This is a genomic window from Rubripirellula tenax (assembly GCF_007860125.1).
In the GTDB taxonomy this organism is placed as follows: Bacteria; Planctomycetota; Planctomycetia; order Pirellulales; family Pirellulaceae; genus Rubripirellula; species Rubripirellula tenax.
The window spans coordinates 78,073-94,271 of sequence record NZ_SJPW01000004.1 but is presented as its reverse complement, the minus strand read 5'-3'; the positions used below and the strand labels follow the sequence as shown (position 1 = coordinate 94,271).

Annotated in this window: 11 protein-coding genes; 7 read left to right on the top strand and 4 right to left on the bottom strand. The window is 56.5% G+C overall.

Features of this window, described 5'->3' with window-relative positions; all coding sequences use genetic code 11:
- Window positions 1–186: 186 nt before the first annotated feature.
- A complete protein-coding gene (gene fae / locus Poly51_RS14835) occupies window positions 187–735 on the bottom strand; it encodes a formaldehyde-activating enzyme (protein ID WP_146458600.1) in 549 nt (182 codons plus the stop codon).
- A 161-nt stretch (window positions 736–896) separates the two neighbouring features.
- Window positions 897–1,364, bottom strand: coding sequence for a DUF1569 domain-containing protein (locus tag Poly51_RS14830; protein ID WP_146458599.1), 468 nt, complete (start codon window positions 1,362–1,364; stop codon window positions 897–899).
- Between the two features lie 272 nt (window positions 1,365–1,636).
- Between Poly51_RS14830 and Poly51_RS14825 the strand changes: the two genes are divergently transcribed.
- From Poly51_RS14825 to Poly51_RS14810, 4 genes are read left to right on the top strand one after another with little or no spacing between them, the layout of a single operon-like run.
- The gene (locus Poly51_RS14825) at window positions 1,637–4,153 is read left to right on the top strand and encodes a DUF1592 domain-containing protein (protein WP_146458598.1); all 2,517 of its coding nucleotides are present in this window, start codon (window positions 1,637–1,639) and stop codon (window positions 4,151–4,153) included.
- A gap of 28 nt (window positions 4,154–4,181) precedes the next feature.
- Window positions 4,182–5,465: a DUF1552 domain-containing protein gene (locus tag Poly51_RS14820; RefSeq protein ID WP_146458597.1), complete on the top strand. Its 1,284-nt coding sequence runs from the start codon at window positions 4,182–4,184 to the stop codon at window positions 5,463–5,465.
- 43 nt (window positions 5,466–5,508) lie between these two features.
- Window positions 5,509–7,335: a PQQ-binding-like beta-propeller repeat protein gene (locus tag Poly51_RS14815; RefSeq protein ID WP_146458596.1), complete on the top strand. Its 1,827-nt coding sequence runs from the start codon at window positions 5,509–5,511 to the stop codon at window positions 7,333–7,335.
- On the top strand, window positions 7,335–8,717 hold the full coding sequence (locus Poly51_RS14810) for a sulfatase-like hydrolase/transferase (protein WP_146458595.1): 1,383 nt from the start codon (window positions 7,335–7,337) through the stop codon (window positions 8,715–8,717). Before Poly51_RS14815 ends, Poly51_RS14810 begins: the two co-directional genes overlap by 1 nt.
- A 21-nt stretch (window positions 8,718–8,738) precedes the next feature.
- Here the strand turns inward: Poly51_RS14810 and Poly51_RS14805 are convergent, their stop codons facing one another.
- Window positions 8,739–9,299 carry an ECF-type sigma factor gene (locus tag Poly51_RS14805; protein WP_146458594.1) on the bottom strand — a complete coding sequence of 187 codons (561 nt, stop codon included), beginning with the start codon at window positions 9,297–9,299 and terminating at the stop codon, window positions 8,739–8,741.
- Window positions 9,300–9,480: 181 nt separating this feature from the next.
- Between Poly51_RS14805 and Poly51_RS14800 the strand changes: the two genes are divergently transcribed.
- The 3 genes from Poly51_RS14800 to Poly51_RS14790 all read left to right on the top strand — a co-directional run bounded on the left by Poly51_RS14800 (window position 9,481) and on the right by Poly51_RS14790 (window position 13,630).
- A complete protein-coding gene (locus Poly51_RS14800) occupies window positions 9,481–10,068 on the top strand; it encodes an EF-hand domain-containing protein (protein ID WP_146458593.1) in 588 nt (195 codons plus the stop codon).
- Window positions 10,069–10,151: 83 nt separating this feature from the next.
- Window positions 10,152–11,387: a YHYH protein gene (locus Poly51_RS14795; protein WP_146458592.1), complete on the top strand. Its 1,236-nt coding sequence runs from the start codon at window positions 10,152–10,154 to the stop codon at window positions 11,385–11,387.
- Between the two features lie 44 nt (window positions 11,388–11,431).
- The gene (locus Poly51_RS14790) at window positions 11,432–13,630 is read left to right on the top strand and encodes a serine/threonine protein kinase (RefSeq protein WP_146458591.1); all 2,199 of its coding nucleotides are present in this window, start codon (window positions 11,432–11,434) and stop codon (window positions 13,628–13,630) included.
- A gap of 7 nt (window positions 13,631–13,637) precedes the next feature.
- On the opposite strand, the gene Poly51_RS14785 is transcribed toward Poly51_RS14790, so the two are convergent.
- A complete protein-coding gene (locus tag Poly51_RS14785; protein ID WP_146458590.1) occupies window positions 13,638–16,073 on the bottom strand; it encodes a peroxidase family protein in 2,436 nt (811 codons plus the stop codon).
- Window positions 16,074–16,199: the final 126 nt, after the last annotated feature.

The following is a 16,199-nucleotide window of genomic DNA, read 5'->3' as shown; positions in this document are numbered from 1 at the left end:
TCCTCCATCTTTACCCCAATGTTCGGCATCACGCCCGACTCAGAGCAGGAGCCGTATGAGGGAAAACTTCACGTACGGATCTGTGCGGGGGGCTGCCGGCGACGGCAGTCCCTACCGCGATTCCACTTCGGTTACGGTCCACTTCGGTCACGCCCGCAATTTGGCTGTCACGAGCGGTTTCCTCAATTAAATTTTTCCGTCCAGGCCCATTTGGTAGTACTTGTGGGTGATCTTGTCTTGGTTTTCTAGTAGCCAATCGATCGACGGTTGATGGTTCATTGCTTTGTGAATCGCTTGTGCCATCGCTTTGCGGTGGATGTCGAACAACGCTTTGTGGTCCAACTTGTCGTCGTCGATCACGCCTGGGTTCAACCAAACACTACAGATGATTCCCAGTTCGTTCACTCGATCTTTGGGTAAGTCACCCGCGCGGACTGCATCCAACACGCCATTGGCGATCGCAGCTTGGACGGTGCCCATCAGGATATTGGTGTAGCGACTGTTGTTGACAGTGACTTTGCTAACGCAAAGCGTGACGGGTCGGACTTGGATGTCCGTGTTCAAGATCGCGAAGACCTTCGAGTGGCCCTTCGATTGATCGCCGGTGAGCGTTGCCAGCGCGATACCCACGGGGCCGTCCAATTCGCCAATCACGACTTCCGGTTCCGCAGCCGTAAAAGGAGGGCCGCCAGCTACGAGAGCTTCACCCGTTCGAAGAATAATGCGTTCAGACATCAACAAGTCATCCAATTCAAGGGAGCGAAAAATAGTGGAGAGTGAATGCTTTCTGGAAAAACAGCGAAGCAAAGGCGCTGATACTTGGGTGGAAAACTGCGTCCCGCGTTCTGGGCAATTTTGAATCGATCAACCGACCCGTGGACGGTTGTGTGCAACCGCTAGGTAGGGTGTACAAAGCTGAGGTGCATCGCGCAATGGCTGCAATTCAAGAAGTCGACCTTTTCTCGCGAGAGCGTTCCAAAGATCGGGTGCTTTGCCAGCGGACCGTTCGATTTGTAGTTTTCGACGGACTCGCGTAGATGCGTCAATGCCTGTTGAACGTCGACGTCACCAGCGGGCCAGAAGAAAGATTCGGCGTCTTGGGGTAATTTGAATCCCGGTTTGACTGGCCCGTTTAAAATGATGTGCTTCATCACGGGCATCACCAACCGCATGATGAGCGGCGGACGGGGAGGCGTGATCTTGCCGGTGGCCATGTCGTGGGTCAGCGCCAGGTGCTCAAGAATCTGCCCGAAGCTGTGCTTTCCCGTGGTGCGTGTCGCGCCGCCGGCAAGGTTCGTCGCATCGGCGACGGCCTCGTCCAATGAGTTGAATTGCAAGTCGCGTCGTTCGGGTGTGTTTGCCATCGGTCGGGTTGCTGGGTATGCGACAGTGTTTGTAAGGAATGATCGGAAATAAGTGTCCGACCCCTTTCGTGCGAAGCACCCGAAGGGCAGGTGCCCGGCAAAAGGGGGTGGACACTTATTTCTCGCACGCATTCTAAGGAAAGCATCCGACGCGTGAAACCGTCGCAAACCGCATGCGTTTTGAAACAACGACAACAATCGCTGGTACAGCCTAGAATAGGCTCCTCCATTCGGCCTGCCAGACGTTCACGTTACCCACAAAGCGATCGCCCATGCCCAAAGAAAATCGCTCGAACAAAACTCTCGTCATGATCGTGCGTCGCCTTGGATATTCGGTTTTTGTCGCCGGATCGTTTTTGGCGGGCAATCGTTTGACGGCGGCCGAGCAACCGTCGCAAGTGAAGGAATTCATCGAAAGCAACTGCTTGGACTGCCACGATGCGAGTGAGAAGGCGGGTGGATTGGATCTGGATCAGTTGAGTTGGTCATTCGAAACCGAAGCGAATCGAAGTCGCTGGACCAGGATCCACGATCGCGTTCAGGCAGGTGAGATGCCGCCCGAGTCGACGCTCACATCACGGCAGCGATCGGGTCTTACGCAACCGATCGGAACGGCAATCGTGAACGTGCTCGACATAAAGAAGCACGAGCAGGGACGAACGATTCTGCGGCGACTGAACCGACGCGAGTTTGAAAACAGTCTGCACGACTTGCTGCGAATCGATTTGCCGATTGAGCATTTGCTTCCCGAAGACGGGCGCAGTCAAGGTTTTGATACGGTGGCAGAAGGGCTGCGCATTTCGGCGGTTCAGATCGAAAAGTATCTTGAAGTGATCGAGCTTGCGTTGGATTCGGCTGTGCGTTTGACGGCACGACCCGAAGGGTTCAGCAAGCGATTGCGGATGCAGGACGAAGAAGCCGTTCGCAAAAATTTGGATACCGCCGAGGATCATGTCGATCCGGTATCGGGTGAGCGGCATCGTCGCTTGTTTCGGGAAACTGACGATGCGTTGGTGTATATCAGTCACGGCTATTCTCCCGACGACTTGAAGCAGTTCGCGCCGCCATCCGACGGCGAGTATCGCGTGCGAGTGTCCGCCTATGCGGTCGACAGTCGGGGCGATCCGATCGCGTTGAAAGTGTTCTCAAGCGATTGGAAGAATCACCAGTTGCTTCAGTATTTCGAGCTTGGGCCGGAGCCCCGAACGTTGGAGTTTACCGCATCGCTTTCGCATCGCGATCACTTGCGATTCAGCGGCTATGGAATCGGCATCGATGATGACGGCAAGAACGTTTGGAATATGGACAGCGTAAAAGACTGGAAGGTGCCCGGCATGGCCGTCCAGTGGATCGAGATCGAGGGGCCTTTGCTGGAGGATTGGCCACCGGAAAGTGTGACGGACGTGTTCGGCGCCGATCACGTTCGCGAACTAGAGCAACGCGGTCGCTGGACCGACCAAGGACACATCGCGTACGAAGTGACGCCCCAGGATCCAGCGTCGGCGGTTCGCCAAGCGATCACGCGATTTGCGACGCGTGCTTTTCGGCGTCCGTTGAAAGTCGGTGAAGCGGACGCATTCATTGATTTGGCAAATGCGGAACTGGAACGAGGGCGAACGTATGAGCAGGCAATGCGAGTTGCCCTGCGTGCGATTCTGGTTTCGCCGCGGTTTTTGATGCTGGATGAATCACCGGGGAAGCTGGACGGTTTTGCCGTCGCTTCGAGGTTGTCGTATTGTTTCTGGAGCAGCCCGCCCGATGAAGAATTGCTGGGCCTTGCGCAGGCGGGAAAGTTGTCCGACAAGGTCGTCGTTGGCCAGCAGGTTGAGCGGCTGTTGGGATCGGAACGCGGCCAGCGGTTTGTTACTAGCTTCGTCGGGCAATGGCTGGAACTCAATCAAATCGATGCCACGATTCCCGATACGCGTCTGTACCCCGAGTACGACGATCTGCTGCGACGATCGATGGTGGCCGAAACTGAATTGTTCTTCAACGAATTGCTTTCCAACAACCTGCCGATCGCCAGTCTGATCGACTGTGATTTTGCAATGCTCGATCGACGACTTGCCGAGCACTACGAACTGACCGAACCGTTCGCGAAGTCAGGTGATGATCTGTTCGGCGAGCAGTTTCGACGCGTCGCGTTGCCCGGCGATAGCGTGCGTGGCGGTGTGATGACTCAAGCGGCCGTCTTGAAAGTGACCGCGAACGGCACCGTCACCTCGCCTGTTGTCCGCGGTTCATGGATACTGCGACGGATCGTTGGTAAGCCGCCTTCGCCGCCGCCGCCGGTCAATGCGATCGAACCCGACACGCGCGGCGCAACGACTATTCGCGAGCAATTGGCCAAGCATCGCGATTCGGATACTTGCAATCGATGTCACCGCGAGATCGATCCGCCGGGATTCGCACTCGAGAGTTTCGATGTGATCGGTGGCTTTCGCACGCGTTATCGTTCCATTGGTGAGGGCGATTCTGAAACGAAGAGGCTGCATGGACGGAACATTTGGGAATACAAGTTGGGGCAACCCGTTGATTGCAGTGGTCAAACATCCGATGGTCGGGCCTTCGCCGATATCAACGAGTTCAGGAAGTTAATGTTGGCGGATCAACGTCAGATTGTTCGCAGCCTGGCCGAAAAGATGACAACGTATGCTACCGGTGCTGGGATCAGCTTTGCGGATCGAGATGAAATCGAACAGATTGTCGAGAAGGTTTCAGCCAGCGACGGCGGCTTGCGTACACTGGTACATGAAATCGCAACTAGCGATCTGTTCTTAACGAAGTAATCGCCGTTTCGGCTGAGCGAAAGAAATTATGATCCATCGTCACACCGCGAATCGACGAACATTCCTGAGAGCGTCGGGTGTGGGGCTGGCGTTGCCGCTGCTCGATGCATTTCTGCCCAGGCGTGCATGGGCAGCACCGGTTGCGATTCCGCAGCGGATGGTTTGTATCTGTACTTCGTTGGGATTGCACGCTCCGTTCTTGTTTCCGGATCAAGCGGGCAGCGACTACGAACTAACGCCGTATTTGAAATTGCTTGAAGAACACCGAAAGGACTTCACCCTGTTTAGCGGTCTGTCGCACCCCGACCAATCCGGGGCGGACGGGCATTCATCGGGCATGACTTGGTTGACTGCGGCGCGTCACCCGGGGCTGGCCGGTTTTCGCAATTCGATTTCGATTGATCAATGGATCGCCGATCGCATCGGACTGGAAACGCGTTTTCCGTCATTGCAATTGAGCACCGACGGATCGAGCCAGTCGTACACGCGCAGCGGGATCATGATTCCTGGCGAACAGTCGCCGTCGAAGATGTTTGCCAAGTTGTTCCTGGATGGTTCGGCCGAAGAACGCGAGACGCAAGTTCAGCGGCTTCGCGAGGGGCGCAGCATCATGGATACGGTGCGCGAGGAAGCGAAACAGTTCGGCCGGCGCGTTGGCAAAGACGATCGCGAAAAACTCGCCGAGTACTTTCATTCCGTCCGTGAAATGGAACAGCGGTTAAACGCTGCCGAAGCATGGATTCACAAACCCAAGCCACATGTCGACGCCCAGTCGCCACAAGACGTCACGGATCGCAACGACTTGATTGGGCAAATGGAGTTGCTGTTTGAACTGATTCCCTTGGCGTTGCAAACCGACTCGACACGATTGATCACGGTCATGATCCAAGGGCGCAACGACGTTCCGCCGGTTCCGGGTGTGTCGATCGATCACCACAATCTATCGCATCACGGACAAGACGAAGACAAGATTCGCCAACTGCGTTTGGTCGAGGAAGCTCAGTTTCGATCGCTTGAGAAACTGCTCGCCGATATGAAACGCAAAACTGAGGATGGTCAACGGTTGCTCGATAACACATCTTTGGTCTTCGGCAGCAACCTGGGCAACGCCAATGCTCACGACACGACGAACCTTCCGATTCTGCTTGCCGGCGGACGGTTTCGTCACGGCCAGCATCTGAAGCTTGACCGCACCAACAACGCTCCGTTTAGCAATCTCTTCGTGCAAGTCGCCCAGCAAATGAATCAACCGATCGAAAGCTTCGGCAGCAGTACCGCTACCAGCATCGACGGGCTGGCGATTCGAGCGTAGTCTTGCTCTCCAACTTAAACTTCCAACACTTGAGACGACTGTCATGGATGAAGCTGACGCAACCGAATCGGCAGGTATCGAGCACCCGGTTGCGCCGACGCTACGGTGGTGGCCGGCAGCCGTTTTGTTGGTGTTGATGTTGTTGGTCAAGGTGACCGGTCAATTGATGGAGTCACCGCCGCTGCCGTTGATGATTGCCAGCTTCATGGGGCCGGCCGTGATCGGTTTATTCTTGATCGGGTGGTGGTTGTTCGCCAGCCGAGCAAGCGTGAAAGAGAAGTTGGCCGGGTTGCTGGGATTGGTGATCGTCGCTGCGATCGCAATCGCATTTCTGCATCCGTCAATGAATGGGATGCCGACCTTTATTTTTCAGCTGCCGGTGGGGTTGGCTGCGTTTGCGATCGCATTGGTTGCGTTGGCGGCGAAACCGAATCGACGGATTCTCATCGCGCTGCTCGCTGCGGCGGTTGGATTCGGGTTTTGGGATTCGGTTCAATCGCTCGGTGTAACGGGGCGATTCGTGGCCGAGTTTGATTGGCGATGGAATGCAACACCCGAAGAGCTTTATCTAGAAAGTCTTGCGGCAAAATCGCGTGCTACCGATCCCGAATCTGATGCAGCGATTGAAACCGATGTCGTGATCAATCGAAGCACGGCGGCCTGGTCCGACTTTCGCGGCCCAGATCGTGACGGTGTCGTTCATGGCGTGGCCTTGTCGGACGATTGGAAAGCGTCGCCGCCAAAATTGGTGTGGAAAGAATTGATCGGGCCGGGGTGGTCGTCCTTTGTCGTTGCCGGCGATCGCTTGTTTACACAGGAACAGCGTGGCGAAGACGAAGCGATCGTTTGTCTGAACGCCAACACGGGAAAGTCGATTTGGTCTCACACCGATACAGTAAGATTCTACGAATCCATCGGCGGCGCGGGGCCTCGAGCAACGCCAACGATCGGGGATGGGGTTTTATTCGCACTCGGCGCGGACGGTCAATTGACGGCGATTGATCCCGTCGATGGACGCATGCTTTGGAATCGCAGTTTGCGAGCCGACGCCGGTCGGGAACCACCGCCGTGGGGATGGTCGTCGTCGCCGTTGGTTATCGGTGAACAAGTGATCGTTCATGCGGGCGGCGAGGGCGACAAAGGCGTTCTTGCATACAATATCGAAACGGGTGAACCGACTTGGTCAGCGGCTTCGGGAAACCACAGTTACAGTTCACCGCATGCGGCCACGTTCGACGGAGTCGAGGGCTGTTTGATGATGACGAACGACGGGCTGCAGTTTCTTAGCCCCGTCGACGGTTCGCTGATTTGGAATCACGCCTGGCCAGGCGAAAATTACCGAGCGATCCAGCCGTTGGTTTTGAATGATCGCGTGTTGTTGGCGACCAGCATGGGTTTGGGAGTTCGTTGTCTTTCGGTAACTCGGAACGACGGCCAATGGACCGTCGAGCCGCTGTGGACAACCCGAGGCATGAAACCGGACTTCAATGACTACGTTGCGTACCAGGGTCATCTGTATGGATTTGACGCCAACATTTTTGCATGCGTCGACTTGGAAACGGGCGAGCGGAAATGGAAGCGTGGCCGGTATGGCAACGGCCAAGTTGTGCTGCTTGGTGACACCGGCCAGTTGCTGATCCTTTCGGAATCGGGCGAATTGGTGTTGGCCCAGGCGTCCGCCGACGAGTTGGTTGAACAGGCAAAGTTTCCCGCTTTGGAAGGCAAAACGTGGAACCATCCGGTGTTGATCGGCAACCGCGTTTACCTGCGGAACGGACGGGAAGCCGCGTGTTACGAACTGCCTTTGGCGGACACGGATGCCGAAGAGATCGACGTTGCGAATACGATGGATGGAAACGAAAGACTCTGATGCGATACTTATTGACGTTGCTATTTCTTTTGCCAAGCCTTGTCCCTTCGGTCACGGCATCGGCATCGTCGCCGAACATTGTGTTGATCCTGGCCGATGATATTGGAATCGAAGGCCTGGGTTGTTACGGCGGAGTTTCGTATCGAACGCCGGCGATTGACGCATTGGCGAGCGGCGGGATTCGTTTCACGCACGCGTATTCGCAGCCGCTTTGCACGCCCACGCGAGTGCAGTTGATGACGGGGAAATACAACCATCGAAATTGGAAAGCGTTCGGGATTCTCGATCCATCCGAATCAACGTTTGGGCATCGATTGCAACAGGCAGGCTATGCCACCGCGATTTTTGGCAAGTGGCAATTGCAGTCCTATGATCCGCCGGACTTTCCCGGTGCAGACAATCGTCGAGGCACCGGCATGCATCCCAAGGACGCGGGTTTCGATGAGTTCGCGTTGTTCCACGCCCTGCACACTGAAGACAAAGGATCACGCTACGCCAATCCCACGATGCTGGAAGGCAAGGCGGGTGAACCAGGAACGCTGAAGACCTACGCGGGCAAGTTTGGCGAAGACATCTGGGGCGACAAGACGATCGATTTTCTTGACCGACATCGTGATACACCTGCGTTCGTGTACTACCCGATGGCTTTGCCGCACTGGCCGTTCGTGCCCACGCCCAACAGCCCCGATTGGGATCCCGGCAAGCCGGTGGTCGAGTCGCTGGATTACGCCGTCGACATGGTCGAATATATGGACACGGCCGTTGGCAACTTGATAAACGGTTTGGAAGCAAAGGGACTTAGAGACGATACGATCGTAATTTTCTACAGCGACAACGGCACCCATCTGGACGTATCGTCCGAGTTGTCCGATGGTCGAACGATCCATGGCGGTAAGGCCACGACCCGACAAACGGGCGTTCACGTACCGTTGATCGTATCATGGCCCGGTCATATCGCGCCGGCGATCAGCGATTCGCTTGTCGACGCATCGGATTTTTATCCGACGGTTTTGGAGCTCGCCGGTGCCCCATTGCCATCACAAGACCGTCGCGACGGAATCAGTTTCGCGGCTGAGTTGTTCGGCCGATCTGCGGCGAAACGAGAATCGGTTTTTTGCTGGTACGACCCGCGACCGGGGCATGACAAGGAACGATTCTCGCGAGAAGTGTTTGCATTGGATCACGACTACAAATATTTCCGCGACGGACGTTTGTTCAAGTTGACGGATCGCCCGTTGGAAGAATTGGCTGTCCATCCGGATTCGGCAACAGATCAAGACCGCGAAGCAATTCAGAAGTTGAAACGCGTGATCGACGAAACGATGGATGGAGTCACCGAGCCACCGTTGGTCGACGCTTTCGGCGCGGCGATTGTCCAATAGTTCGATTCGCGGCGCAAGATTTTAGAGCGACATTTCTCGTTGCAGCCAAGCCCTCGCGTACGCCCAATTGCGTTTGACCGTCCGCGAGGACACGCCGAGTACTTTGGCGGTCTCTTCGGTCGTCAAGCCTGTGAAGTAACGCAGTTCGACCATCTTGGCGAGTTCGGCGTCCTCGGCGGCCAGCTTGGTCAGTGCGTCGTCGAGCGCCAGCAGTTCATCGACGTTGTCGGTGTCGACAAACGCATTGACTTCGCTAAGTTCCCGTCGAACGAAATCACCGCCATGTTTTTGGCGCCCTCGTCGGCGCGCGTTGTCGATCAGTATCCGCCGCATGGCTTCCGCAGCGGCCGCAAAAAAGTGTCCGCGTCCGTCCCATTCACTTTGGTCTTCGCCACCGACCAACCGCAAGAACGCTTCGTGCACCAGCGCCGTCGGTTGAAGGGTATGCCCCGATTTTTCGTGGTGCATCTTGCTTTGGGCAAGACGCCGAAGTTCTTCGTAGACCAGTGGCAGCAATTCGCTTGCCGCATTTCGGTCGCCGCTCTGGATTGCGGAAAGGATTCGAGTGACATCGCGGTTCATGCCTTAGATTTCAACACCCTGTGGGTTTTCGTCAAGTGCCGAGGTGTCGATTTCGTTGACTTTGACCCGTGTAGTTCACTGCGAAAAAATACCTCGAAACAAATTTTGTCCCCAGGAGCACGCGCACGACGCATTGGTTGGGTAGAACAAACTCATCCACTCCTCGACCGGATCACTTGCTATGAACCATGCTCGCCAATGTCTTGCGCTCTTTACACTTGCCGTGTTGCCGTGCGTGGCAACCGCACAACCACCTGGCCGCGGTGGACCTCCGGGACAGGGCGGGCCTGGCGGACGAGGCGGTTCTCCGTTGGAAATGATGAGTCAGCTATTCGATCAGGCTGACGCGAACCGGGACGGCAGTCTGACCAAAGCCGAACTGCAATCGGCGATGGAGTCGGAAGCCGGAAATCAGCGTGGTGGGTTCCAACGTGGTGGCAACCAGCAACGCCCCGGCGGTCCACCGCCTCAAGACGGCGAACAAATGGGGCGCCAACATGGTGGCGAGCACGGTGGTCAGCACGGTGGTCAGCATGCCGGTGCGCCTCCACGCCCTGGTCAAGTGCTGCCCGATTTCATGATCCAGACGCTAAATTTGAATGAGAAGCAAACAAAACAGTTGGCTGCTCTGCAAGCCGACGTCGACAAGCGACTCGCCGCGCTTTTGACGGATGAACAACAGCAGCAGTTGCAAAATCCGCCCATGCACGGACCACCCGGTCAAGGCGGACAAGACCAAGAAAACGGCCGTCCTCAACGACCTCAGTAGTACAACTGCTGTCTCCCCATGCTGATGGATCGCTTGGCAAGTTTCCCACTTGCCAAGCGTGCGGATGATCCAAACTAGGACAAATGATGAAGAAGCAGTTTCTTATTCTCTCGGTAACCGCCATCGCGATTGGCGCGATCACGGTCGTGATCGCACAGCCGCCGCCCCGCATGCACAGCATCACGAAAAAGGGCGTGCTGCAGATCCGTCCGGCAACCGAAACACCGGCCATTGCAAACGAAGTGAAGATCGAGATTGTCGGTGACGATCGCGTGATCACTTCCAACGGAATCCCCAATCACAAGACGGGTGCCTTCCCAAACTCAGGCAATCCCAACCCGATTACCGCACAATCACACCAGTACCGTGTTCCCGCCAATCCCAAAGTCGCGGCGGAAGCAACGCCGATGCACGGTGAATTTGGCGTCGCAATCAATGGCATTCCGTTTGATCCCGGTGCGGGCGAGTTCTATGCCGGTGAACCGGGATGGCAATACGAACCGCTATCGGGTGCGATCGATTTGGGAATCGACGTCTCGCACGCACACGTGCAGCCGACCGGAAAATATCACTATCACGGATTGCCGACGGGGTTGATCGATTCGGTGAACGTCGAAGCCGGCGCGCACTCGCCGCTGGTGGGATGGGCTGCGGACGGGTTTCCGATGTACGCCGTTTACGGTTACAGCGATCCCAAGAACGCGGCATCGCCAATTCAAAAATTAACGTCCAGCTACCAATTGAAAACTGGCGATCGACCTGGTGGGAATGCACCCGACGGAAAGTACGATGGAACATTCGTACGTGACTATGAGTATGTCGAAGGCGCCGGCGATCTGGACCCGTGCAACGGTCGCTTCACCATCACGCCCGAGTATCCCGATGGGACGTACGCTTACTTCATGACCGAAAACTGGCCGGTCGTTCCACGAATGTATCGAGGAACACCCTCCGACGATTTTCGCCACGGACCGGGGGGCGGTGGGCCAGGCGGTGGTGGCCAAATGGCAGGTGGCTGGGGCGGGCAAAGTCAGCGTGGCGGACCGCCGCGACCCGGCCAATTGCTTCCCGACTTTGTCCAAGACTCCCTTCGGATGACTGACGATCAGAAAGATGAACTCGCGGCGTTACAGAAGGACGTTGACGAAGAACTCGCCAAAATCCTTACCGACGAACAACGCAGGAAGCTCGACGAGCCTCACGGTTTCGGGCCGCCCGGTGGTGGCCGTGGGCCTGGTGGCCAAAGCGGTCCCGGTCCCGGCGGTGAGCGCGGTGGACGTCCGAGTCAGGGCACGCCTCGCAACCAGCGACCACAGTGATCGCGAACTGAAATTTGATTTCGTGCGAACTACACTGAAGCGAGATGACGAACGCAACAGAACGAGCGATTTTCTTGCAAGCGATCGACGAGGAATCTCTTGACGATCGCGTTGCCTATTTGAACTCCGCATGTGGGGACGACGTTGCACTGCGCGCCTCGGTCGAGGCGTTGCTTGACGCCCATGACCGTCCGGCGAATCTGCTCGACCGACCGATTGGTGGTGGTCAAGGGATCGTTTCCACCCAGCCGGCGCCGGCCCTGCCGCCGATCCAGCACATTGGGATGCGAATCGGTCCTTATCGTTTAATGGAACAAGTCGGCGAGGGTGGTTTCGGGTTGGTGTTCGTCGCCCAACAAGAGCATCCCGTCAAACGGAAAGTGGCGTTAAAGATCGTCAAGCCGGGCGCAGGATCGAAGGAAGTGATCGCACGCTTCGAAGCCGAACGGCAAGCCGTTGCGATGATGAATCATCCGAACATCGCCCAGGTGTTTGACGCGGGAGTGACCGACGACCACCGTCCTTATTTTGTGATGGAATTGGTTCGCGGTTTTCCGATTACCGAATTCTGTGACAATCACCAACTGGACGTTCGCGACCGGCTGAATTTGTTGGCCGATGTTTGCGCGGCCGTTCACCACGCTCACCAAAAGGGCGTCATTCATCGCGACATCAAGCCGTCCAACGTAATGGTGACGTTGCACGATGCGAAACCCGTTGCCAAGGTGATCGACTTCGGCGTCGCCAAAGCGATCGGGCAAACGCTTACGGACAAGACAATCTATACGCGTTTCTTTTCGATGATCGGAACGCCGTTGTACATGAGTCCCGAGCAGGCCGAGATGAGCGGTCTGGACGTCGACACTCGCAGCGACATCTTCTCGCTTGGCGTGTTGATGTACGAGTTGCTGGTCGGCGCGACACCGTTTGACCGCGAACGGTTGGACTCCGTCGGACTGGACGAGCTTCGGCAAATCATCCGAGAAGAACAACCGCCTCGTCCGAGTCGACGGTTGACCACGTTGGGCGACGAAATGACAACGGTATCGGCGGCACGCCGCATCGAACCGGCGAGATTATCGTCGATGCTCAAGGGCGACTTGGATTGGATCGTGATGAAGGCGCTCGAGAAAGATCGAGTGCGTCGGTACGAATCGGCGGCTGCGATGGGTGACGACATCAAACGCTATTTGTCCCAACAGCCGATCGTCGCAAGACCGCCGACTTGGGCGTACCAGTTTTCAAAATTCGCTCGCCGGCATCGCACAGTGATCGCGACGTTTTCCCTGATCGCGGTAACGCTTCTTTCGGCAACGGCAGTTAGCCTTTGGCAGATGAATGTTGCGATCTTGGAACGTGATCAAAAAGAACAAGCACTCAGCGAGGCCACCGATGCCAAGCTGAAGATCGAACAGTTCGCGGCGAATATCACGCGTGCGAATTCTCTGGTTGCCAGCGCCCAAACTCACGTCAACGCTGGCCGCATCGATTCGGCAAGGCAAGACTATGACATGGCGTTGACGCAGCTTCCCAGCTACTACCAACCCTGGGTCGCCAGAGCACAGTTCTTTACGGGGCTGCAGTCATGGGACGAAGCGGCGGACGACTATGCCGAAGCACTTTCGCTGGGCGCGCCGACAGAAACGCCTTCGTGGTGGGGCACGGCATCACTGTTTTTGCTGACGAATCATGTGCCTGAGTATCTGGCGATTTGCGGCGATCTCGATCGACGGCTGGCATTGCCGCTCGATGAGCCGAACTGGGAACTGTTGCGTGAGTGCGCGGCATCGGGTGAATACGAGTTTTTGATCTCTTGGAAAGAGCTCGCCGAATTGGCCGAAACTTGGCTGGCGGAACAGGATTCACGTTCGTTTCGTCCGCCGCCCATGCCACACCGTGATCACTCCAATCGCCCCAACATGCCATGGGAAGTGTGTCATTTCATTACCGGTTTTTGTCATGTGCGTGCCGGCAATGATCAGCGTGCGATTGATCGGTTGATCCAAGCTTCTGAGCATGGCAGGTGGCCATCCGATGGGCTTGTCGATCCGTTACTTGCCATCGCATACCACCGACTCGGCAACCAGAGTGAAGCCGAGTCGGCGCTGGAAAGATCCCAGTCGACGATTGAGAAACCGCCCGTCACTGATCGTGGCAATGAACCAAGGCCACCGGGGCCCTGGTTTGACGCCGTCGAATTGCGAGTGTTGCACGCAGAAGCAACAAGGCTGATCAGCCCATAGCGATCGATCAAACGACCACTCGGAAGTTCAAACCGCTGATCCGCTCGCTGCCAGTGGCAATCGCCACGTCGAATGTATCGGATCCAACCGTTGTCATTCCTTCGGTTTCAGCGATGCGAATCGTGTAGGCACCCGACTGATCGAAACTGTCAAAGGCATAGCTCCCCCTGGCATCGGTGATGGCTGTGTCGACGACGTTTCCGTCCAAATCCAGTAACTCGACCGTCACGCCTTCGATCGCTCGAATCTGATCCACGGGCTGGCGAATCGGCCCAACCTGATTGTCGGCGGGGCCGGGCGAACGATCACCGCGACCGGCAACATCGACCGTGTTTCCGGGCACGTTGCGAGCTTGATCGATCGCAAGGAGTTCCAAATCGACTTCGTCGATGGTTCCAAGATCGTTACGGGCACTTGAGATTTGTTCGCCACTTCGTGATTGAGTTGTCGAGCCGTCCGAGGCGACCGAACCGGTGACCCTCGGCGAGAAGAAGAATACGTTCTCTTGCAGCGAGTCGACGTTCGTATTGCGCTCGATGATGTCGGCAAGTGAAGTGCTTTCGATGTCGCGAACTTCACTTTCGGTGAACACGTTCTCGTACCAGAAACGGTCGCCATCACGCAGTCGCTCGAATTGATCAGCGATGATGGCGGTTGCCGTCTCGCCCAGTGATCCGTTGTCGGTGTGATCTTCGGCAAGCAGTCCGATCCACAAGTCGATGTTGTTGACGTCACCATATAGCGACTCCAAATTCGCCTGGATGGCGGGATCACTCGAGATTTGGTCAAACGATTCGACGGGTGTGAGTCCATAGGCTTCACGCGTAGCGTTGTAGTCGGCCAGTCCGTGGTCACGCCCGCGTTGGATGTTTAGCGACACCAAGTCCAATCCGCCCGCTCCGGGAGGCCCGAACAAGAAATTCCTCAGGCCGTCGACAACTTCGAGATCGATCTCCTGCGACAGCGTCGACGAGGCGTACTTCAGCAGCGAATCAATGCCGGTCGCTTCTAAAAGTTCGGGCTGGAAGAACGCGTCGGCAAGTGCGATCGGTTCGGCAAGGTCCTCGCCATTGTTGCCGACGAAGCGGAATTCATCGTTCAACGTGGTGTGACCGAATCGGAACGCAGCGGTGGAGAACTCGTTTGCGATCGACGGATCAACCGATGAATCGTAACCCTCGTAATCTGACAACGCACCTTCGCCCAAGAGTGCGGGCAAGTATTCGTTGATCGTGATCGACTGCAGTTCAGCGATGACGGTTGCGCGAGCCTCTTGGAAGATCTCTTCGTCGGTGAGGTCTGGATTTGCGGCTTCGATTTCATCGGCCAAACGATTGTGTTCGCGAACGAACAGGGCATGCATGGAGGTCAGCACGACGTTCTCGGCTGCGCGAATGTCACCGGCCAAGACTCCGCCGTTCTCGTCCGTTGGCAGCAACCCGTCCTCGGTAATCAACAAGCGACCGCCCACGAATTCACGAAGCGAGTCTGACGTTTCTTGGTCGCTCCCATAGACCTGTGATCCGTCGATCCAAGCCGAAATCGAGTTCACTTGTTCAGCCGGATTGTCCGTCGATGTGCCGCTACCGTCGGCGACCGCCGAACGCGTCAAATGAATCGTTTCTTCGCCCGTCGAAAACGGGTCGAACAACGCATCGCCGGTCGGAACGTCGATGTCGAACGAAATTGCGTCTTCTTCGCTGGAAGGCTCCAGCGACAAATCGATATCGTGGTCCAAGAATTGACCCCAAGCAAAAACGAACGACGTCAGGTTCCGTTCACTTGTCGTCCCATTGGGGTCCGCTGCGGAAAGCGTATTGCTGATTTCTCGAGCACTCGGACGATCTTCGCCTGCCGGTAGCGAGATTCCGTCGGCGTAATCGTTCTCGGCCACTCGCAACAGTTCGGTGTCGGTGGATCCGAGTTCCGGATTGTCGATGTTGTTTCCTGTTCCATCGATGGAACGAACTTCCGTTTCTGTCAACGTTTCGTCGGTTGGCGTATCGTCCGTCGGAACATCATCGGTTGGTGACTGCGGATCAGTCGGATTGGTCGGCGGATCGACGCGACCGCGATCGCGGCTGATGCGATTGATCACCATCAATGCGTCCAGCGCGGTGTGACGGCCGTCATTGTTGACGTCGGTCATGCGTCCGCTTCCAGGCTGATTGCCGCCCGTCTGGGCATCACCGGCGCCGGCCGTTCGTCCCTCGGCGGTCTGACGGCTCATTTCATTGATGATCGTCAAAGCGTCCAACGCCGATACGATTCCGTCTTCGTTGACATCTTCTGGCATCAGCTCGTTGTGAAAGAGGTTCGCAGCAAGCAGTTGCCGCGATTCCAGATTCTCGGGCCTCATCCGGCGGCGCAGATTTTTTCGCTTGCGACCAGTCGATCGAGATGAGTTCGGACGGCCGATCCAACGATTCCAGAAAGTCGCCATGACGCCACCTATTCGTTTTTTGAGAAGCAGACAAGGAAAGCCGTCCCCAACCCGAAAGTCTCGGCGGCCTACCTCATAGGTGCGGGATTCATCGCAAAATGTCACGCTTCGGGCTAGAATTTGCCC

Coding starts and splice junctions, on each gene's coding strand:
- Poly51_RS14825 (WP_146458598.1), top strand. CDS start 1,637: ATGCCCAAAGAAAATCGCTCGAACAAAACTCTCGTCATGATCGTGCGT.
- Poly51_RS14785 (WP_146458590.1), bottom strand. CDS start 16,073: ATGGCGACTTTCTGGAATCGTTGGATCGGCCGTCCGAACTCATCTCGA.
- Poly51_RS14800 (WP_146458593.1), top strand. CDS start 9,481: ATGAACCATGCTCGCCAATGTCTTGCGCTCTTTACACTTGCCGTGTTG.
- Poly51_RS14805 (WP_146458594.1), bottom strand. CDS start 9,299: ATGAACCGCGATGTCACTCGAATCCTTTCCGCAATCCAGAGCGGCGAC.
- Poly51_RS14820 (WP_146458597.1), top strand. CDS start 4,182: ATGATCCATCGTCACACCGCGAATCGACGAACATTCCTGAGAGCGTCG.
- Poly51_RS14815 (WP_146458596.1), top strand. CDS start 5,509: ATGGATGAAGCTGACGCAACCGAATCGGCAGGTATCGAGCACCCGGTT.
- Poly51_RS14810 (WP_146458595.1), top strand. CDS start 7,335: ATGCGATACTTATTGACGTTGCTATTTCTTTTGCCAAGCCTTGTCCCT.
- Poly51_RS14790 (WP_146458591.1), top strand. CDS start 11,432: ATGACGAACGCAACAGAACGAGCGATTTTCTTGCAAGCGATCGACGAG.
- fae (WP_146458600.1), bottom strand. CDS start 735: ATGTCTGAACGCATTATTCTTCGAACGGGTGAAGCTCTCGTAGCTGGC.
- Poly51_RS14795 (WP_146458592.1), top strand. CDS start 10,152: ATGATGAAGAAGCAGTTTCTTATTCTCTCGGTAACCGCCATCGCGATT.
- Poly51_RS14830 (WP_146458599.1), bottom strand. CDS start 1,364: ATGGCAAACACACCCGAACGACGCGACTTGCAATTCAACTCATTGGAC.